Origin of the sequence: Pseudohongiella sp. (assembly GCF_011050365.1) — a bacterium.
Lineage (GTDB): Bacteria > Pseudomonadota > Gammaproteobacteria > Pseudomonadales > Pseudohongiellaceae > Pseudohongiella.
Genome location: NZ_DRFV01000015.1, coordinates 247,850 through 266,747 on the forward strand (window position 1 = coordinate 247,850; position 18,898 = coordinate 266,747).

Genomic DNA, 18,898 nt, shown 5'->3' on the forward strand with positions numbered 1-18,898 from the left:
GAAACTGCACCTTTTTATGTCCTACCGGGAGGGTGTTGCAAGAGTCGTGCTCACTTTGCAGGAACCGGATCTTTTTTTTGCGTCGCCCGCTATTTAATCGTGCTGCAGATCATCCGGAACCGGCAGGTTATCGGCCAGCACCGGTCGCCGTCCGCCTTTATGCCGGTATTGACGCAACTGGAAAACGTAGGCCAGTACCTGAGCCACTGCCTTGTACAGGCCCTCAGGTATTTCTTCATCCAGATCGGTATTGTAGTAGATGGCCCGGGCCAGAACCGGCGACTCAACAATGGGGATGTCGTGTTCTTTAGCTACTTCACGAATACGCAGCGCCATAAAATCGATACCTTTACCGATCATGACCGGTGCCGCGCTGCCGCCCTGCTGATACTTCAATGCAACCGCATAATGTTGCGGGTTGGTAACGATCACATCAGCCTCAGGCAGATTCGACAACATTCTGTTTTGTGTCATCTGATACTGCAACTGCCGGATCTTCTGTTTGACCTCAGGTTTGCCTTCCGTGTCTTTCATTTCATCCTTGACCTCCTGAAAGGTCATCTTCAGTTTCTCGGTGTGGGAGTGAATCTGAAACGGAATATCAACGATAGTGATCAGTATCATGGCGCAGGACATGGCGAGCACCGACCAGCCAAGAATAATCAGTGTATGCCTCATCGCCGGCAACAGGGGTTCGGTCATGATGCTCAGAATCTGTTCCCGGTAAAATGCCATGATTACCAGGGCAATGGCAGCAACCACCACTACTTTGCCGGCTGCCTTCGCCAGTTCTATGAATGCCTTGGGTCCGAACATGCGGCCCAGTCCGGACATCGGGTTCATACGATTGGCTTTGGGCATAACGGCCTTCATACTCACGTTCCAGCCACCCAGACCAATCGGACCCAGTATTGCCGCTACCAGCAACACGCCGAACACCGGCAGCAGTGAGCGCAGACCCTGCATGGCCGAGACATCGAGGTGGCTTAGCATGGCGCTGGTATCAAACACCTGTTCGCGTTCAAGGACGAAGTTGTGACTCATCAGACCTGCCAGGGCCTGAATCATGAACCCGCCGAACATTAACAGCGCAGCTGAACCGGCAATCAGGATGGCCATGGTATTGAGTTCTTTCGAACGAACGGTGTCGCCATCCTCACGCGCTTTTTCAAGCCGTTTCGCGGTCGGTTCCTGGGTTTTTTCCGAGGACGAGTCCTGTTCTGCCATCACACTCTCTGATCAGCAATTGCTGAATTAAGCTGTAAGTTTATCAGTCCAGCAAGGCTCTTAGCCGGATGAACATCTCGTTAAAAATAGCGGCCGCAGCATCCAGGAAAAACCCCATGCTCAGCCAGATCACAAACAATCCGAACATCAGGGCAACCGGAAAACCCAGTGCAAAAATATTCATTTGTGGCGCCGCCCGGGTCATGATGCCGAACGCGAAGTTGGTCATCAGCAACGCAGTTAACGCGGGCAGAGCCAACACCACGGCACTGGAGAATACCCAACTGATGGTGCTGATCAATTGATAGTACACATCAACACCCAGACCCGTGGTTGCGATCGGCACCTGCTCGAAACTGTCGGCAATTACTTCAATCATGATCAGGTGGCCGTCAAATGTGATAAACAGCATCGTCACAAACATCAGATAAAATGTACTGACGATAGCGACATTGACGCCGTTGGCGGGGTCAACCATGGACGCAAAACCCAGACCCATCTGCATGGCAATCATCTGGCCCAGCAACACAAAAATCTGAAACAGCATCTGCAGAAAAAAACCCAGCGCCACACCTATCAGAATCTGCTGCACAACTATAATCATCACGGTCAGTGATAATCCATCAAACGCCGGGACCGGCGGTAAAGTCGGTGCTACCAGAAGCGAAACCGCCAACGCCAGAATCAATCGCACGCGGATAGGAACAAAATTGGAGCCCAACACCGGCGCCGCAAGGAAAAACCCCATGATCCGGAACAACGGCCACAAAAAGCTACCAACCATGCCGCCTATTTCTGCATCGGTAAATTCAAGCACGTCTTTACCCGACCAGCATCGGAATGCTGAGCACCAACTGCTCGGTGAACTCCATGATGCGACGCAGCAGCCAGGGACCGGTAATGATGATAACGACCAGTGTAATCAACAGTCGTGGCAGAAAACTCAGGGTCTGCTCGTTAATCTGTGTCGCTGCCTGAAACGTACTGATTACCAGGCCAACCAACAAGCTGGGCATGACAATCACGGCTACCAGCAGCACTATCAACCACATCGCTTCGCGCCAGATATTTACGGCCACATCAGGTGTCATAAGGTCAGACTCCGAAACTCATGGCCAGCGTGCCAATAATCATGGCCCAGCCGTCCACCAGAACAAATAGCATTATCTTGAATGGCAATGAGATGATGATGGGTGACAGCATCATCATGCCCATGGCCATCAGAACACTGGCCACCACCAGGTCGATGACCAGGAAGGGTATAAACAGCAGAAAGCCAATCTGAAATGCTGTTTTTAACTCACTGGTTACAAATGCTGGTATCAAAACCGTCATCGGAACGTCTTCTATGCCATTGACTGGCCCGGCGTCAGCCAGGTCCAGAAACAGCTGCAGATCGGATTCACGGGTCTGCGCCGCCATGAACGTGCGAAACGGGCCTTCAGCCTGATCCAGTGCTTCCTGTACGCTGATTTCTTCATTGATGTAGGGTTGCAGGGCGTTCTCGTTGACCTGCTGAAACACCGGCGTCATGATAAAAATAGACAGAAACAACGCCAGCCCCAACAGGATTTGATTGGAAGGCGTTTGCTGCAACCCCAGTGCCTGCCGCAGTATCGCAAACACCACTATGATTCGCGTAAACGAGGTCATCATCATGGCCAGTGCCGGCAGCAATGTCAGCGCCGTCATGATGGCAAGGATCTGGATGGTTACCGAGTATCGCTGATTACCATCGGCATCCGTGGTCACTGACATCGCAGGAATACCACTGCTCAGGTTTTCGTTGCCCAGCAGGCTCTCCTGCAGCGTCATGGTTTGTGGACTGTCATCTTGCTGTGCAATCGCTGGCGTCAGCAGGCTAAGTTGACCCAATAGCATGAATACGGTTAATAGCAGAGCACGCTGCATCAATTTGAATCCCTGGCACCCGCGGTGCCGGATGAAGATCGCAACGTGTTACGCAAAACCTGACCAAAATTGCGCGACGAAGAATCAGCAGGCCGGGAAAACGCGGTGCTTGCTGGTTGCGCCGATACAATATTCTCGTCAAACACATGCAGTGTACTGACATGGCCGGGGGCGACACCGATCAGCAATTGTTTGTCACCCACCTGAACCAGTGCAATGCGCTCCCGATTGCCAACCGGCAGCGCGCTGAGCACGCGCATGGCGCCGACACTTCTGGGACCAATATTGGTGAATCGACGCACAGCCCATGCCAGAACCAGAATCATGCCAACGATTACCAGCAGCCATATCGCAGTCTGCAGCATCGCATCCGAACCGCCGGCAAAAATGGCGCCCTGACCCGCGCCGGTTTCGGCGCTTTGCCGGGCAGTATCGACCAATGTAGCTGATTCAGCCATGTTGTTTTCCAGGCGTTAAGACAAACGCAGTGGTAAATGTGAAGTTTAGCGAAGCTTTTTGATGCGCTCTGACGGACTGATGACGTCTGTCATCCGGATGCCGAATTTGTCGTTCACGACAACCACTTCGCCATGCGCAATAAGCGTACCGTTGACCAGTACATCCAAGGGCTCGCCAGCCAGACGATCCAGCTCGATGACCGAACCCTGGTTCAGCTGCAGCAGGTTACGAATGGTGATCGCGGTGCTACCCACCTCCATGGAAATCCTGACCGGGATGTCGAGAATGACATCCAGATCCGGCGACCCTGCCTTGCTCTCGCCTTTGCCGGCACCGGTGCCGGCGACATCCTTCGACGGCTGTTTGTCTTCGTCCATTGCGGCGGCCCACTCGTCCGCCATTGCCTGATCGTCTTTACTCACCTTGTTTGCCTCCGCACGTTGTATCGTGTGTTAGATCATTTACGCTTCGCGCTCGCGATGCACGCCTTCTATTCGTAATGCCAGGTTGCCATTGGATGTTCCTATTCGGGTTTCAAACATCGGGATTCCGTTTGCCTTAAGCACAACGGTCTCCGGCATTTCTACGGGAATAACATCCCCGGCCTCCAGATCGACGACATCACGCAGGGTAATTTTGCGGTCAAACAGATGACAGCTGAACTCAACGGTAGCATCCTTGATCTGCTCCTTGAGTGCTTTACCCCAACGTTCATCGTGCTCATCCACATCGCTTTGCATGCCTGCATCCAGCAAATCACGGATCGGTTCGATCATGGAGTAAGGCTGTGTTACATGTATATCACCACCGCCACCGTCCAGTTCAATGTGAAAACTACTGACCACAACCACTTCGCTGGGACTGACAATATTGGCCATCGACGGGTTTACTTCCGAGCGCAAATGGTCGAATTCAAGTTTGTAGACATTGCGCCATGCCTCGCCCAGATCAGTGAAAATCTGATGCAGTACCATCTGCACCACGCGCAACTCAGTCGGTGTGAACTCGCGACCTTCGATTTTTGCATGCCGACCATCGCCACCAAAATAATTGTCCACAAGCTTAAACACCAGTTTGGCGTCAAGTACGATAAGAGCGGTACCCCGCAGTGGCCGGAACTTCACCAGGTTAAGGCTGGTTGGTACATAGAGTGTATGCAGGTATTCACCAAATTTGGTGATCTGCACACCGCCGAGGGAAACATCGGCCGTCCGGCGCAACAGATTGAACAGACTGATGCGTGTATAACGCGCAAAACGCTCATTGATCATTTCCAGCGTAGGCATACGACCGCGGACAATCCGATCCTGGCTGGTCAGGTCATACGAGCGCACCGACGTCGGATCATCATCCAGGTCCATATCAACAGCACCGTCATCAACACCATGTAACAGCGCATCAATTTCGTCTTGTGATAACAAATCCTGCATCAGTGCTTCTCCACTGTCTTATTGCATAACAAAGTTGGTAAACAGCAGTTGTTCTATACCGTCGTGGCCGATCTCGCGTTGCAGTACCTGATTGACTTCATCGGTGGCCATCTGTCGCAGATCCTCGATGCCGGCGGGATCTTCAAATACCAGAATCAATTGTGCACTCAGCAGGTTGATCAGATTGTGTCTGATGGCGGGCATGTGTCGTTGAACAGCTTCCAGCGCTTCCGCATCGCGTGACATCAGCGTCACAGTCGCCTGCATGAAGCGCTGGCGTCCCTGATGCGGAAAATTCACAATAAACGCGGGTGACAACTCAAGGTATTGCACCGGCTCACGGGCGACAACGGTTTCCGCTGCGCCTTCGTCGACAACAACGTCGTCGGTGCCACCCAGCAGGAAAAACCAGGCGCCGCCGCCCGCTAACGCCAACACAACCACAGCGATCACGCCGATAAGCAGCCACTTTTTGCTGCCTGCTACTGGAACTTCATCTTCGTCAGCCATACAAAACTTTCCCGATTTCAACCACAGGGTTGAGATGTTTGTCATTATGGCAGAAGCAAGGCTTGTGCCACTCTCACAATAAGTCGATAACTTATTAGTAATCAATTATATAGGGATTGGAAAAAAAGACACTCGCCAATTAAGTGACGCTGTCAGCAAATCAGGCGGGCAAAATGAGACGGGGGTTTGACGCCCTGCCCGTGATATCTGCGCTGTCAGCGAGTCACGGGCAGGGTTCGGATCAGGCGTAAAAATCGATAAGAGACTCGGAGCGCACCATGACCGGCTCACCAACACCCGGATCCTGCTCGTCCCTGCCTGACCCGCCGTTGCCGCCGTGCTGGCCTCCACCTTCGCCGTCACGCTGTTGTGGCGACTGGTCCGATACTGATACGTCCTGCAGGTTGAGACCCTGATCCCGGAACAGATCCTGTAAACGGTTGAGTTGTTGTTCCAGCGCCTCCCGCACTACGGCATGTTGACTGACAAAGCTGACATTGGTCTGCTGATCGGCCGACACCTGAATCTTCACCGTCAGACTGCCAAGCTCCGGCGGATCCAGGCGGATCTGCGCCGAACTGACCCCCTGACTGCTCATTACGAGCAACTGCCGCCCCAGACTGTCGGACCAACCTTGCTGACCAAAGGCTGTATCCATGGCAAACCTGGGTAAACCTTCGCCGGTGCGGTTAGCGGTCTGTTGCGCGGCCTGTGCTTGCGCCTGTTGTGCGCTTTCGGTAGCGAACATGCGTTGCTCTGCCCGGTTCATGACGGCACTGCCATCTGCCGGATTGAACAGTTGGGATGTGCTGGTGGCAGCCGGACCGTCAGCCGTAGCGCCTGTCGCCACGGATGCGGTCAGTTGGCTGGCGATCGCCTGGTTGCGCTCCAGTGGCGCACTGGTCCTGCTCAGCTCTGACTGAATGACGGATGTACCGTCTGCCGCGCTACCACTGTCGCCGGAGGCCGGCTGGTTGAACTGAATCGAACGGAAAGCACTGGCATTGGCAGCATCGGAGGCAATTTTCTGGCTGCCAGGATTAACCTGGGTGGACTCTGTTGCCTGCCGGGTTACGTCGGTTGGCAGTGGAGACTGCAACGTCATTGCTGCACTGGCACCTGCCAGCCCTGCGTCAGGTGCCCTGGTAGCCGCCGCATCCGATAAGAGCACGCCGGAATCTGCCTGTGCACGGGCAGAGCCCCCCACAGTTGTCGCACCGACGGTCGTCCTCAGCTCACCACTACCCGCGCTGCGGCCCAGCACATCGGCCAGACCTGGACCAGCGGACGGTGCCGCGCCGCCAGTCGGCATCAATGCAGATATCCCCGTTGCAGACTGGCTTGCTGCCGTGTCACCAGTAGTTCCACTGCCACCAAGTAACAGTGCCGCCGCGTTGCCCGCAGCCGCTGCGTTACCCACAGATGTCGGTGTCGCCTCAACACTCGCGGTGGCTTCGGCAGCCGGTGCAGACAATGCCGCCAACCAGTTGCTCAGCACAGACGGCAAGGTTTGGTCGTCCAGAGGCAAATCATTTCCGCCCGGCAGCGGCCCTGTGGCCATTTGCAGAAGCTCATCAACGCTCCATGGCAGATCCCCAATCTCTCCGCTTAGCGGGTCTGCGATCAAGCCAGCGCCGGCTGGCAGCAAGGCCTGATCCGACGTCAAGGAGACACCATGAGCACTCAACAACGCTTTCAGGTCCGCCGCAAAGCGGGCTGCCGGATTGGCCTCCCCATCATTGGCATACGACCTGAACAGGCTGTTTATCACGTCCTTACCAGACGCAGAGGATGCGTCGGCATCGGCCGCCAGCAGCCAGGAGGCGGCTCCGCCAACGTCGATGTTGCCGGCGTCGCGGGCCTGTGCGGATGAGGATCCGGCACTAACAATTGACATCAGATCTACAGGTACCAGCATGTTTACAGTCCTCTGCTTGATTGCCATTGCGCACTGCCGGTGCGGCAATGAACGGTGGCACTACGGGTGCTCACAGAGGAAATAGCAAGAAACTTGCCAATTCAGGACCAGCCGGACCCCTCAGGGCGGCGGCGGGCAAATTCATCATGGTTGCGCTGTTCGTTACGGGCCTGCACAACCTCGGCATCACGCTTCAGCCGCTCTATCATTTTCTCCAGGCTTTTGTGACGAATATCGAGCTTGCGCCAGTGATCACGTACCCGCTCCTGATCCTGTTGCATGTGTCTGATGAGTTCAAGCTGATGGTTGATAGCACGATCCAGTTGTTGATGAAAACCGTCAAACAGGCGCAAGCGATCCACCGTCATGCCAGCCTTACCCGACACCTGCATCTGTTGGCGGTAATCCTGCTGATAGGACTGCAGCTGGGAAAGCTTGTTGTCCTCCGCCTGTATCCGTTGTTGAAGCATCGCCAGCGCCTGGCCCGCTTTGTCTGCCTCCAGCTCGGCGAGACGTATCACCGGTTGCATACGTTTTACCCGGTTCACGAAGCACTACCCGACTGTTTATCTGTTGGCGCGCCGCGCTCGCTGCCTCCCAGCGTTGTTCTGGGCTGCAGCTGGGTAACATTACCGGGACTGGCAGCGCCTGCGCCGGGCATGGTGCGTCCGGGTGCCGGCGAAATGGCTTTGCCCAGCCGCTGAACAGCGTCGGCCATGCTTACGTTTTCGGTCAGCCCCTGCTGCAAAAACTGGCGCAGATGCGGCATTCGTTCGATAGAAAAATCGATATCCTTGTCCGAACCCATGGTATAGGCACCAACGCTGATCAGATCTCTGTTCTGCTGATAGCGTGAATACACCCGTTTGAATAGCTGCGCCTTGGCCAGATGGTCGGCGTTGACCACCGCTGGCATCACTCGGCTGATAGACGCTTCGATATCTATCGCCGGATAGTGACCCTGTTCGGCCAATGTGCGTGACAATACGACGTGACCATCAAGAATCGCACGCGCCGAATCAGCAACCGGGTCCTGCTGATCATCACCTTCAGTCAGCACCGTATAAAATGCGGTGATTGTACCTTCGCCGCTGTCGGCATTACCCGCACGTTCTACCAGTTGAGGTATCTTGGCAAACACGGACGGCGGGTAACCTTTGGTCGCCGGCGGTTCACCGATTGCCAAGGCAATTTCCCGTTGCGCCATGGCATAACGGGTCAACGAATCCATCAGCATCAGCACGTCTTTGCCCTGGTCACGAAAACCTTCGGCAATGCGGGTGGTAATCATCGCCGCCCGCAGACGCATCAAGGGTGAGTCATCAGCAGGTGAGGCGACGACCACGGATCTTGCCAGTCCTTCTTCGGCCAGAATTTCATCAATGAACTCCTTGACCTCCCGGCCCCGTTCACCAATCAGACCTACCACAATGACATCTGCTTCGGTAAACCGCGTCATCATGCCCAGCAATACACTCTTACCAACACCACTGCCGGCAAACAGACCGATACGTTGGCCGCGGCCAACCGTCAATAAACCGTTAATTGCAGAAATGCCCACGTCCAGTGTTTCTCGGATAGGCTGGCGCTTGAGGGGATTGATCGCCCTCACCGGTTGCGCTTCACGGCAATTCTGCACCGCAATCGGTCCCTTGCCGTCAATGGGTTCACCGAACCCGTCAAGCACCCTTCCCAGCAGACCATCACCTACCCACAAGCGCTGAACGTTCGGCGCTGGCACTACCCGTGCACCCGGCTGCAGGCCTTCAACACTGTACAATGGCATCAGAAATATCCGGGGGCCATCAAAACCGACCACTTCCGCTTCGATTTCCTTGCCATTGCTGTGACTGACCAGACACCGGCTACCCAGAGACACGTTGCAGCCGACAGCTTCCAGTGTCAGCCCGACAACACGCGTCAGTTTACCCACAATGACAGGCTTGACCTGCAGGTCACCGGTTGGCTGATAGCGGCGCAACCGTTGCGCGAGACTCTGTCTGGGCTTCATGGTTTACCTTGATTTTTTGAAAGGTCCTGAGATGACTCCGCCTCATCACCGGCAAGCGCTGCCGCTTCGTCCGCCAGAGAGGGCCTGGTAACCGCGGGTCTGGTTTCGCGCGAAGCTTTCACGACAGGCTCTGGCGCCTCTTCAAAGGCCTCTGCTGCAGGCGCCTCAAGCGCTGCATCATTGCCGTCGAGCTGACGTTGAACAATCTGCTCGATAACCTGGGCAAAGCGTTCACTGGTTGTGAAATCAACCGCACTCTGATCGGTTTCCACCCGACAGCCGCCCCGCTCGATATGTTGATTGGCCACGACACGCCAGTTCTCGCCACCCTCTTCGGCCGCCTGTTGCACCAACGCTTGATCTGCCGGATTCACCAGAATACGGACATTGTCCCGGCTGGGTGGCAGCGTCATCAGCGCCTGCCTGACTATTTTCATGATATGACTGCTGTCGATCAGCAATTCACGCTGCACCACATTGCGGGCAATTTCCCGGCTCAGGTCCAGCAGCGCTTTCTCCAACTGGTAATCCTGTTCATTGATGGCATGGCTAAGCTTGGTCATCATGCCATTGAGAGTTTTCAAAGTCAGACGCAGTTCGGCGTCCGTCTTTTGCAATCCCTCTTTATAACCTTTCTCGTTGCCCTGCCGACGCCCTTCCTCCAGACCCTGTTGCAACCCGCGCTCATGGCCTTGCCGGCGGCCCTCTTCGAGACCCTTTTCGAGACCTTCCTGACGCCCTGACAGCAGCCCCTCTTCACGGGCCTCGTCATAGGACCGCATACTGTCGGCGGTCGACGCCGGTGCCGGTTTCGGCTGGCCGGCGCCGGCGTCGGTTTCTTCACTGCGGCCCGTGGTTTGCCCCACAGCCTGGCGCAGCGGAGACTCTGCGCGAGGTTCAGCCTGAATAAGTTTACCGCCGGCGCCAATGGTCGGTGGTACCCAGCGCATGACCGGAAGCTCTTCCAGATTTTTAAGGCTGACGCGTGTCGTGCCATCAAATACATGTCGCTGCATTACTGTGCCCTCATCAGATCATGGCCTCGCCACCGCCGCCGAGTTGAATCTCACCGGCATCAGCCATGCGCCGCGCCACCACCAGAATTTCTTTTTGCGCCGCTTCCACTTCAACGATTCGGACCGGCCCTTTGGCTTCAAGGTCATCACGCAACAGCTCGGCGGCCCGCTTGGACATATTGGCAAAAAACTTCTCTTTCAGATAATCGTCTGCGCCCTTCAGAGCCAGAATCAGCACCTCTGACGATACCTCACGCAACAGTGCCTGAATACCGCGGTCTTCAACTTCACGCAGATTGTCGAACACGAACATCAGGTCCTGGATCTGATTTCCCATATCCTCATCGACGTCTTTGATCGATTGCATCAGCTCCTGCTCAACAGCGCCATCCAGATTATTCATGATTTCAGCTGCTGTTTTCCTGCCACCGATCGATGTCGATGGGTTGGACCCTTTACCTGAAAACTGTTTCTCCAGAATCAGGTTCAGTTCTTTCAGGGCTTCCGGCTGGACACTTTCCAATGATGCTATGCGCATCATGATTTCCAGCCTCACCTTCTCCGGAAAGTTGCCAAGAATATTGGCGGACTGGTCAGGCTCCAGATAGCTCAGCACAACAGCCTGAATCTGTGGGTGCTCCTGCCGGATGACATCGGCCACCGAGCGCGGATCCATCCATTTCAGGCTGTTGATACCCGAGCTTGAGCCACCGAGCAGTATCCGGTCGAGAAAACCGCGGGCACGCTCCTCACCCAGCGCTTCTGTTAACATGTTACGGATATAGTTTTCCGAGCCGACACCCAAACCGCTTTGTGCGCCACATTCAGACAGGAATGAATTCAGCACTGACGATACTGTATCCTGTGACACAGATTTAAGTGCAGACATGGCAGCGCCGACTTTCTGCACCTCCTTGGGCCCCATCTGCTTGAGTATCTCGGCAGCGTCCTTTTCGCCCATACTCATTAACAGGATGGCTGCGCGCTCAAGTGAACTGATATTGCCCGCCGTATTTTCCATTGCTTTATTCTCAGCCATCGTTGGAAATCCAGTTTTTCACCACCTGCGCCGCGCGCGCAGGGTCTTCTGCAACCAGGCCTTTTATCGCCTCCAATTGCCGTTCGTAGCTCTCTGCCGGACCTGCCAGCAGAATATCATCGCCGCCACTCAAAGTGACCGAATCCTCTTTCATCTTGTGCTCAGCCTTGATATCGGCATAACCGACTTCACTCGAAGCCTCACCGCTGCCGCTGGCGCTGCGGCCACTGCTACCTGCCACAGTCAGACGCTTGAGTGACGGCATCAGTACCCCAAATACCAGAATCAGCACAAACAGTGCCGCTGCCGCCTGGCGCAACGCGGGTGCGAACCAGGACGCCTGCCAGAACGGCAGCGCGTCGCCGGCCAGTTCCTCAACCTGGGCAAAGGCTTTATTGATCACGGTGACGCTATCGCCGCGCTCCGCATTGTAACCAACGGCGTCACGCACCAGAGCGCTGATCCGCTCCATATCTTCGGCACTCCAGCCTTGTGCAGCTTCGCCGACAGGCTCGTCAATCACCACCGCAACAGACAGGCGTCGCACAGACACCGGGTCATAGTTGGTATAGCTGATGGTTCTGTCAAGCTCGTAGTTACGTGTCTCCTGATTGCGGATGTTGGTCGGCTCCGCAGCGGGCGCTCCACCGTCAACGCCCTCAAGAGTTTCCGGCGCATTGGCCGCCCCCGGTGGTTGATTGGACAATGCTCCGGGAATACCAGCGATTACATCGCCCGTGGCACGTCGCTCATTCAACGACTGTTCACTGCGCACAGAACTGCCTTCCGGGTTGTAGGTCTCTGCCGCTTGCTCGGTCCGCGTAAAATCAACATCGGCCGCCACCTCAGCGGTAAATTTACCTGCCCCCAGTAACGGGTGCAGAATACGATTAACACGGCCGACCAGGGTTTCCTCGTATCGACGCACATACGCAAACTGCTCGGATGCCATCATCATTTCTTCATTCTCACCGGTACGGGACAGCAGGTTGCCCTGCTGATCCACTACGGTGACATCTTCGGGCATCATCTCCGGCACACTGGATGCGACCAGGTTGGCAATGGCCTGCACCTGGGTGTCAGAAAGTTGACGACCGGAATGCAGTGCCAGGAAAACCGATGCCGTTGGCTTGCGACTGTTGCGAACAAATACCGAACGCTCCGGCGTCGCCAGATGCACACGCGCTGACTGGACATATCGGAAACTGGTGATGGTGCGCTGCAGTTCGCCTTCCATGCTGCGCTTGTAGCGATTCTCTTCCATAAACTGGCTGGTGCCCAGGCTTTGTTCCTGGTCCAGAAATTCGTATCCGTACCCGTTGTCACGCGTGACACCCGCGCTGGCCACCTGCAGGCGCACTGAATCTACCGAGTTGGACGGCACCAGCAGCACACCTGACGCCGGATCAATACGGTAAGATATACCGGCGGTATCCATCACCTGCACCAACTCCGAGGTATCAAAGCCCTGCATGCTGGGATAAAGGGGCTGATAGCTTTCTTTTTGCGACCACAGCACGACCGAAAACCCCAACGCTATACTTGCCGCCAGCGCAATCATAAGCCCGGCCTGTCGCGCCAGGTTGAGCCGGTTAAAGCCTTTCATGAAATTACTGCTGTACGCGGACCCCTCACCGCCTGATGAAGGGACAAGTGCGTTTTGCGGTTGCGCCGACTCTGCTGTTGCCATGTTGTTACCCTGCTAGTTAAAGCTGCCAGTTGACGGAGATCAGATAGGCATATTCATGATGTCCTGGTACGCACTGACCAGGCGATTGCGAACTTGCGTCATGGCTTCGAATGACACGCTGGCTTTTTGCATCTGGATCATAACCTGCGTGATATCCACTTCCGGATCACCCATTTCAAAGGCGCGTTGCAGGGAGCTAGACTGCATCTGGGTTTCATTGACCGAATCCACCGCGTTCTTGAGCATGTCGGCAAACCCAACGCGGTCAGACGACTGCGCACCGTCAACGCCCCGGCCTTCGCTGACGGCATTGCTGAGGTCCGGAGCCTGAATATTAGGCGTTTGCATTTGTCCGCGGATATCGCGCATCTGAGTCAGCAGTTGATTGATATCTACCCGATCTGTTACACCATTCATTCGCTTATCTCCCTATTATTACGCGCTTACCAGCGAATCAATATTTATGCCCAGGTCCCGCATGCGAGCCAGCTTGTAGCGCAAGGTCCGCGCGCTGACGCCCAAAGCCTCGGCAGTCTCCTTGCGGCGACCGCGCTGTTTCTTCAAAGTCTGCAGAATGATTTCAAATTCGCGTTGCTTCAGGTCATTGCCCAATACCTGATTATCGGAGTCGTTTTCGGATGACGTGACGCCTGCCGTGGCTGTCCAGGAATCAGCCGTACTGTGATAGGCCGGCGGCTGCCCGGAACCCTGCTGCGCTTCGGTAACCAACGGAATATCATCGTGCCTGTCAGCGACCAGGGCGAGACTGGCTGCCGTTATCACGTTGCCATCCTGAATGATCAACGCTCGCTGCAGCACGTTGTCCAGCTCCCGTACATTGCCCGGCCAGTCGTAACCCATTAAATCCTGTTTCGCACGTTCATTCAGCGTGGTCACGCCTCTGCCCATGCGCGCCGCATGTTGCTGCAGCAGGCGTTCGGCCAACGGCACAATGTCCTGTCGACGTTGACGCAACGGCTGCCATGCCAGAGGAAATACACTCAGGCGATAGAACAGATCTTCGCGAAAACGGCCGTCACGCACACAGGCACGCAGATCACGGTTGGTGGTGGCAATCACGCGCACATCAAGTTGCAGGGTCTTGCGACTGCCCAGTCGCTCTACTTCACGTTCCTGAAGTATGCGCAGGATCTTTGCCTGCAAACCGATGTCCATTTCCGAAATTTCATCCAGCAGTATGGTGCCACCGTCGGCCTGTTCGAATTTTCCCGGACTGCTTTGATAGGCACCGGTAAACGAACCTTTCTCATGCCCGAACAAAGTGGCTTCCAGCATGTTCTCGGGAATCGCGGCACAATTGATCGCAACAAAAGGACCGTTGGCGCGTTTCGATTGTTGATGAATATATTGCGCCAATACTTCTTTACCGGTGCCGCTTTCGCCCGATATCAACACAGTGGCATCGGATTGTGCCACTTTTTTCGCCAATCCCAGCAATTGCTGACTGGATGGTTCAATAGCGATCGGCTGCGTATGGCCAGTGACCTTTTGTGTCAGATATTTCTCCACCGTTGCCAGCAGCTGTTCGGGTTTAAACGGTTTCAACAGGTAGTCAACTGCGCCTTCGCGCATCGCACGTACTGAACTGCCAATACTGCCGAAAGCGGTAATCAACACCACCGGCATGACCGGGAATCTGGCCCTGAGCTGCTGCAGCAATTCGTGACCATCCATGCCATCCATATTGATATCAGACACCACCATGTCAACGCGGGACTGCGCCAGCACTTGCAGCGCCGACTCGCCAGACTCGGCTACCAGAACCTGATAGCCGGCATACTCCAGCGTATCGCTCAGTGCTTCACGCAGCTCCCAGTTATCTTCTACGACCAGAATACTCGCCTTGCTCATTTGCTGCTCCCTGTTGCTGAAGTGTGGGCGCGTTGGTGAACACAGGGCAGGATAAAGCCTGCCCGCACGCCGGTGTTGCCGGTGACTGAGGTGTCGGTGACTGAATTACGATCGGTGTCAGAACCGGACTTTGTGTCCGCCAGGTTTTCGATAAAGAAACGACCACCATGCGCACGCGCCACGACCTGGGCAACTGCCAGACCAAGGCCGGTGCCCTGCGCACGCGTGGTATAAAATGCCTCGGTCACCTGATCGATAACCGCCGGGTCGATGCCCGGGCCGTTGTCCTGAACATACAGTCGAATCGACCCCGGCTCATCGGCGCGGTCTGCCCGAACCTGCAGCTTTACACTGGGACCCGCGTTTTGAATCGCGTTTTCCAGCAGATTCAGCAAGGCACCTATGAGGGACTCTTTATTGCATGACAACTGGCACTCGCTGATGGTGTTTAGCCACTCGCAGCTCAATGCGTCCTGACGGGAATCCGGACACAGCATGACATCTGCCGCGACACAAGCCTCATCCAGAATCTGATGCACCGACAGCGTTTCATCGAGCACTGCTTCACCCCGGGCAAAAATCAGCATGTCACGCACCTGACGCTCCATGTTGTGCAGTCTGGACATCAAACGCTCGTGAGTGCGGATGTTGCGGCTCTGATTGCCTTCCAGCGAGGAAGCCAGATTGCCGGCATACAACATGGCAGCCGACAGTGGGGTGCGAATCTGGTGTGCCAACGACGACACCATTTTCCCCATTTCCAGCAAACGCTGATGACGACTGAGGTGTTGCTGCAGGCGGCGGGTTTCGGTCTGATCGGTAATCAGGATGATCTGGCCGGGTTCTTCCTCCAGTGATCGCGACAACAGACTGACACGCTTGCCATTGCTCAGAGAAATCTCATGGCCGTCGTCTTTGCGTGGCGCGAACCGGTCGCGGATGATATTAACCCAGGGCAGTCCGGTCAGGGGCTCGCCCAGCAGGGCCCTTGCGGCCTCATTGCACTCGGTGACCACGCCCTTACCATTAAGCACCAGTACACCGCCCGGCAATAGTTGCAGCAAATTTTGCAGGCGGCGGGCAATGCGCTCTTTCTCTGACAATTCGCGCAGCCTTTGCATATTGGCCGCTTCCAGCTCACGGGTGAGATCCCGCACGCGATCTTCCAGTACCTGATAGCTGTGCGACAATTCGCCGGAAATTTCATTGAACGCCTTGAACGCAAGCTCAAGCGCCTTGCCACCGTCGTTGTCGCGGCGGGCGTCGGAAATCTGTTGAACGGACTGTAGTCGGGAAAGCGCCATTACTGCCTGATCCTGTCGATTATGATTAATCTGGTATCAGGATGGAGAAAGCAATGTCTATGCCACTTATGGTTGGCTATATATATCAGTAACTTACGGATTCAGCCCGCGAGCAAGGTCAAATAATTGACCGCTGGGCGCGGTCGCTGGACGATTCATTGACGCGGCCCGGCAAGGTTAAACTCTGGGTGTGGTGACGCCCGTCTGGCCCATGTATTTGCCACCGCGCTGTTTGTAAGTCACTTCGCACTGCTCGTCAGACTGATAAAACAGCATCTGCGCAACGCCTTCATTGGCGTATATTTTTGCTGGTAACGTGGTGGTATTGGAGAACTCCAGGGTGACATGCCCTTCCCACTCCGGCTCGAGTGGCGTCACATTGACAATGATGCCGCAACGGGCGTAGGTCGACTTGCCGAGGCAGACAGTGAGCACATCACTGGGGATGCGAAAGTACTCAACAGTGCGAGCCAGCGCAAAGGAATTTGGCGGAATGATGCAATAGGGCTCATCGATACTGACAAAACTGCTTTCATCGAAGTTCTTCGGATCCACCACGCTGGTGGTGTGAACATTGGTAAATATCTTGAACTCCGTGGCACACCTGACATCGTAGCCATAACTGGAGGTGCCGTACGAAATCACTTTATTGCCATCAATATAGCGTACCTGTCCGGGCTCGAACGGCTCTATCATGCCGTGTTTCTGCGCCATTTCACGAATCCATCTGTCAGACTTGATACTCATATAGTGCCTGTCTCCGCCTGCCTGTGCTCTGATGGCTCTGCCAGAATCCGCTGGCCGCCAAAGAACGATGTTTAACCATAAAAAAACTGAAGCGCGCATCATACGATGTATCGCGCCTCAGTTCACTATCAGTGGGATACCTGCCTGTCACTACTGCCAGGTGGGTGGTTTATTGTGCAACCAGCCTGGGTTGTTGAAACAGACCTTCCGAATAGCTCGCGGGAATTCGATAGCGCTGCAATATATCAGTTTCGCTACTCAGGGCCTGATCATGATCCACTACGAGCTGAAACCCGGAATCACCACGGAATACGACAAATTCGTCCTGGTTGTCACGCAGTTGCCGGACGAAGTCATAAAAATCGCGCACCGGGTGACCATTGACCGTATCTACAATCCAGTTGCGCACGTCGTGATACCCCAGATTGACGTCGGCTGCCAGTACCTGAAGGGCAACCACCATTTCACGCCGCTCTGGCGAACTCCATTCACCGCGCGCATGCAGCAGGTTTACCGGAGCGCTACGGGTCCAGTCCGCACCCCAGCGCTTGATAAGGTTCATATTCAGGGGAACAAACAAAATACCGCCGTAGATGTAGTACTCCGGGATGGCATCGAATTCCTCGCCGCGCACCAGGCTGTAGTTCTCCTGCCGGCGCCGTGCGGTCAGCGTCACCGTGCGAACCTCACCATGGCGCGACAACGTCAACGTGACCTCGTCACCAATCTGTTTGAGATCAATGGCGTGCTTGTAGTTTGTCTGCAGCGTCCGACTCAGACTGATGGTACTGTCACCGGCGATCGGGACACCATCAATACTCAACACAACATCGTTTTCCTGCAATATGCCGTCGGCCGGCGAATTGCTGAATACCTTTATTACCAACACACCACTTTGCTCTTCCTGAAGACCGTAGGCCGCCTTGGCTGCCGGGCTTTCCAGGTCCTGACTGCGAAATCCCAGATCCGGAAATCCGTCATAACTACCATCGCTGGCATCGGTCAGCATATGGCGCAATATATCCGGCGGTACAAAATAACCCAGCGCTTCAGTACGTCCGCCCGCCACTGATTGCATGACCACACCGGCAATCTTGCCGTCAACAATCACCGGACCGCCGCTATTACCCGGATTGATGGCAGCGTCAATCTGACCCGCCAGCAGATATTCGCCGGAATGCGCGTAAACCTGTTGTTCGACCCGCGACAGAATGCCCTTGGTAACACTCAGCGTCCTGCCGCCAACGGGATACCCGAATACAAACACCTCAGTATTGGGTTCGGGCAAATCACCGATAGCCAGCGCGGGCGTATCGTCAAAGAAGGCAGGATCTTCGATTTCAAGCAGGGCCAGGTCTGAGGCATGGGAAATAAAGTGGACCTGCGCCAGATAGCGTTCCGGATCATTGTGCTTCTGCACCTGAACGTAGCTGGCATTCGCCACAACATGCGCGTTGGTCAGAATACGGTTGCCAGCAACGACAGCACCGGAGCCACTACTCTGCGACGGTGTCATCAACCGCCAGGGGGTGAAGTAATCGGGCGCAGCGGAGGTTGTGTAAATTTTGACAATCGAGCTTTCGATTTCACGGATTTCTTCGGTGATCTGCGCACTGGCTGCGCTGCTGAACGTCAGCACTCCGCAAAAAGCCAGCGCAGCAAACAGTGAATACCGCCAACGCGTAACGGCAAAGCCTGCTGCAACCATCAAGTGTCCCCTTATCTACTTCGTGTTATTAGGTCTCGGACAGAAGACCGAGTAAA

At 55.2% G+C, this 18,898-nt stretch carries 19 protein-coding genes; all 19 read right to left on the bottom strand.

From position 1 onward, the window contains the following. Positions 1 to 93: 93 nt before the first annotated feature. Entirely contained in the window at positions 94 to 1,227 is a 1,134-nt protein-coding gene (flhB, locus tag ENH71_RS12815) for a flagellar biosynthesis protein FlhB (RefSeq protein WP_294136565.1), read from the bottom strand. Positions 1,228 to 1,270: 43 nt separating this feature from the next. Then, entirely contained in the window at positions 1,271 to 2,044 is a 774-nt protein-coding gene (gene fliR, locus ENH71_RS12820) for a flagellar biosynthetic protein FliR (protein ID WP_294136563.1), read from the bottom strand. 4 nt (positions 2,045 to 2,048) lie between these two features. Beyond that, positions 2,049 to 2,318 (bottom strand): flagellar biosynthesis protein FliQ, encoded by a 270-nt coding sequence (gene fliQ, locus ENH71_RS12825; protein ID WP_294136560.1) that lies wholly within the window; start codon positions 2,316 to 2,318, stop codon positions 2,049 to 2,051. Positions 2,319 to 2,322: 4 nt separating this feature from the next. Continuing rightward, complete coding sequence (gene fliP / locus ENH71_RS12830; RefSeq protein WP_414704722.1) at positions 2,323 to 3,042, bottom strand: flagellar type III secretion system pore protein FliP; 720 nt, start codon at positions 3,040 to 3,042, stop codon at positions 2,323 to 2,325. A gap of 95 nt (positions 3,043 to 3,137) precedes the next feature. Then, the gene (gene fliO, locus ENH71_RS12835) at positions 3,138 to 3,596 is read right to left on the bottom strand and encodes a flagellar biosynthetic protein FliO (RefSeq protein ID WP_294136556.1); all 459 of its coding nucleotides are present in this window, start codon (positions 3,594 to 3,596) and stop codon (positions 3,138 to 3,140) included. Between the two features lie 45 nt (positions 3,597 to 3,641). Further along, positions 3,642 to 3,998, bottom strand: a complete 357-nt coding sequence (gene fliN, locus ENH71_RS12840; protein ID WP_294136569.1) for a flagellar motor switch protein FliN — start codon at positions 3,996 to 3,998, stop codon at positions 3,642 to 3,644. Between the two features lie 60 nt (positions 3,999 to 4,058). Next, positions 4,059 to 5,027: a flagellar motor switch protein FliM gene (gene fliM / locus ENH71_RS12845; protein ID WP_294136553.1), complete on the bottom strand. Its 969-nt coding sequence runs from the start codon at positions 5,025 to 5,027 to the stop codon at positions 4,059 to 4,061. 18 nt (positions 5,028 to 5,045) lie between these two features. After that, positions 5,046 to 5,537 (bottom strand): flagellar basal body-associated FliL family protein, encoded by a 492-nt coding sequence (locus tag ENH71_RS12850; protein ID WP_294136551.1) that lies wholly within the window; start codon positions 5,535 to 5,537, stop codon positions 5,046 to 5,048. A gap of 241 nt (positions 5,538 to 5,778) precedes the next feature. Beyond that, a complete protein-coding gene (locus tag ENH71_RS12855; RefSeq protein ID WP_294137856.1) occupies positions 5,779 to 7,455 on the bottom strand; it encodes a flagellar hook-length control protein FliK in 1,677 nt (558 codons plus the stop codon). Positions 7,456 to 7,556: 101 nt separating this feature from the next. Beyond that, the gene (fliJ, locus tag ENH71_RS12860; protein WP_294135037.1) at positions 7,557 to 8,003 is read right to left on the bottom strand and encodes a flagellar export protein FliJ; all 447 of its coding nucleotides are present in this window, start codon (positions 8,001 to 8,003) and stop codon (positions 7,557 to 7,559) included. After that, the gene (gene fliI / locus ENH71_RS12865) at positions 8,000 to 9,466 is read right to left on the bottom strand and encodes a flagellar protein export ATPase FliI (RefSeq protein ID WP_294135040.1); all 1,467 of its coding nucleotides are present in this window, start codon (positions 9,464 to 9,466) and stop codon (positions 8,000 to 8,002) included. Before fliI ends, fliJ begins: the two co-directional genes overlap by 4 nt. Further along, positions 9,463 to 10,482, bottom strand: coding sequence for a flagellar assembly protein FliH (locus tag ENH71_RS12870; protein ID WP_294135043.1), 1,020 nt, complete (start codon positions 10,480 to 10,482; stop codon positions 9,463 to 9,465). The genes fliI and ENH71_RS12870 overlap by 4 nt, the downstream gene beginning before the upstream one ends. A 13-nt stretch (positions 10,483 to 10,495) precedes the next feature. Beyond that, entirely contained in the window at positions 10,496 to 11,521 is a 1,026-nt protein-coding gene (gene fliG / locus ENH71_RS12875) for a flagellar motor switch protein FliG (RefSeq protein ID WP_294135049.1), read from the bottom strand. Beyond that, the gene (fliF, locus tag ENH71_RS12880) at positions 11,514 to 13,211 is read right to left on the bottom strand and encodes a flagellar basal-body MS-ring/collar protein FliF (protein WP_294135052.1); all 1,698 of its coding nucleotides are present in this window, start codon (positions 13,209 to 13,211) and stop codon (positions 11,514 to 11,516) included. The genes fliG and fliF overlap by 8 nt, the downstream gene beginning before the upstream one ends. A 39-nt stretch (positions 13,212 to 13,250) precedes the next feature. Beyond that, the gene (gene fliE, locus ENH71_RS12885) at positions 13,251 to 13,628 is read right to left on the bottom strand and encodes a flagellar hook-basal body complex protein FliE (protein WP_294135054.1); all 378 of its coding nucleotides are present in this window, start codon (positions 13,626 to 13,628) and stop codon (positions 13,251 to 13,253) included. Between the two features lie 18 nt (positions 13,629 to 13,646). Further along, complete coding sequence (locus ENH71_RS12890) at positions 13,647 to 15,083, bottom strand: sigma-54-dependent transcriptional regulator (RefSeq protein WP_294135058.1); 1,437 nt, start codon at positions 15,081 to 15,083, stop codon at positions 13,647 to 13,649. Then, positions 15,080 to 16,387 carry a sensor histidine kinase gene (locus tag ENH71_RS12895; protein WP_294135061.1) on the bottom strand — a complete coding sequence of 436 codons (1,308 nt, stop codon included), beginning with the start codon at positions 16,385 to 16,387 and terminating at the stop codon, positions 15,080 to 15,082. Before ENH71_RS12895 ends, ENH71_RS12890 begins: the two co-directional genes overlap by 4 nt. Before the next feature lie 177 nt (positions 16,388 to 16,564). Further along, positions 16,565 to 17,134, bottom strand: a complete 570-nt coding sequence (gene dcd, locus ENH71_RS12900; RefSeq protein ID WP_294135064.1) for a dCTP deaminase — start codon at positions 17,132 to 17,134, stop codon at positions 16,565 to 16,567. A gap of 169 nt (positions 17,135 to 17,303) precedes the next feature. Further along, positions 17,304 to 18,842, bottom strand: a complete 1,539-nt coding sequence (locus ENH71_RS12905) for a S1C family serine protease (RefSeq protein ID WP_294135067.1) — start codon at positions 18,840 to 18,842, stop codon at positions 17,304 to 17,306. Between the last annotated feature and the right edge of the window lie 56 nt (positions 18,843 to 18,898).

Excerpts from the sequence above, each read along its gene's own strand:
- flhB (WP_294136565.1), bottom strand. The coding sequence starts at position 1,227 with ATGGCAGAACAGGACTCGTCCTCGGAAAAAACCCAGGAACCGACCGCG.
- fliQ (WP_294136560.1), bottom strand. The coding sequence starts at position 2,318 with ATGACACCTGATGTGGCCGTAAATATCTGGCGCGAAGCGATGTGGTTG.
- fliP (WP_414704722.1), bottom strand. The coding sequence starts at position 3,042 with ATGACGCTGCAGGAGAGCCTGCTGGGCAACGAAAACCTGAGCAGTGGT.
- fliO (WP_294136556.1), bottom strand. The coding sequence starts at position 3,596 with ATGGCTGAATCAGCTACATTGGTCGATACTGCCCGGCAAAGCGCCGAA.
- fliN (WP_294136569.1), bottom strand. The coding sequence starts at position 3,998 with ATGGCGGACGAGTGGGCCGCCGCAATGGACGAAGACAAACAGCCGTCG.
- fliM (WP_294136553.1), bottom strand. The coding sequence starts at position 5,027 with ATGCAGGATTTGTTATCACAAGACGAAATTGATGCGCTGTTACATGGT.
- ENH71_RS12850 (WP_294136551.1), bottom strand. The coding sequence starts at position 5,537 with ATGGCTGACGAAGATGAAGTTCCAGTAGCAGGCAGCAAAAAGTGGCTG.
- ENH71_RS12855 (WP_294137856.1), bottom strand. The coding sequence starts at position 7,455 with ATGCTGGTACCTGTAGATCTGATGTCAATTGTTAGTGCCGGATCCTCA.
- fliI (WP_294135040.1), bottom strand. The coding sequence starts at position 9,466 with ATGAAGCCCAGACAGAGTCTCGCGCAACGGTTGCGCCGCTATCAGCCA.
- ENH71_RS12870 (WP_294135043.1), bottom strand. The coding sequence starts at position 10,482 with ATGCAGCGACATGTATTTGATGGCACGACACGCGTCAGCCTTAAAAAT.
- fliG (WP_294135049.1), bottom strand. The coding sequence starts at position 11,521 with ATGGCTGAGAATAAAGCAATGGAAAATACGGCGGGCAATATCAGTTCA.
- fliF (WP_294135052.1), bottom strand. The coding sequence starts at position 13,211 with ATGGCAACAGCAGAGTCGGCGCAACCGCAAAACGCACTTGTCCCTTCA.
- fliE (WP_294135054.1), bottom strand. The coding sequence starts at position 13,628 with ATGAATGGTGTAACAGATCGGGTAGATATCAATCAACTGCTGACTCAG.
- ENH71_RS12890 (WP_294135058.1), bottom strand. The coding sequence starts at position 15,083 with ATGAGCAAGGCGAGTATTCTGGTCGTAGAAGATAACTGGGAGCTGCGT.
- ENH71_RS12895 (WP_294135061.1), bottom strand. The coding sequence starts at position 16,387 with ATGGCGCTTTCCCGACTACAGTCCGTTCAACAGATTTCCGACGCCCGC.
- dcd (WP_294135064.1), bottom strand. The coding sequence starts at position 17,134 with ATGAGTATCAAGTCTGACAGATGGATTCGTGAAATGGCGCAGAAACAC.
- ENH71_RS12905 (WP_294135067.1), bottom strand. The coding sequence starts at position 18,842 with ATGGTTGCAGCAGGCTTTGCCGTTACGCGTTGGCGGTATTCACTGTTT.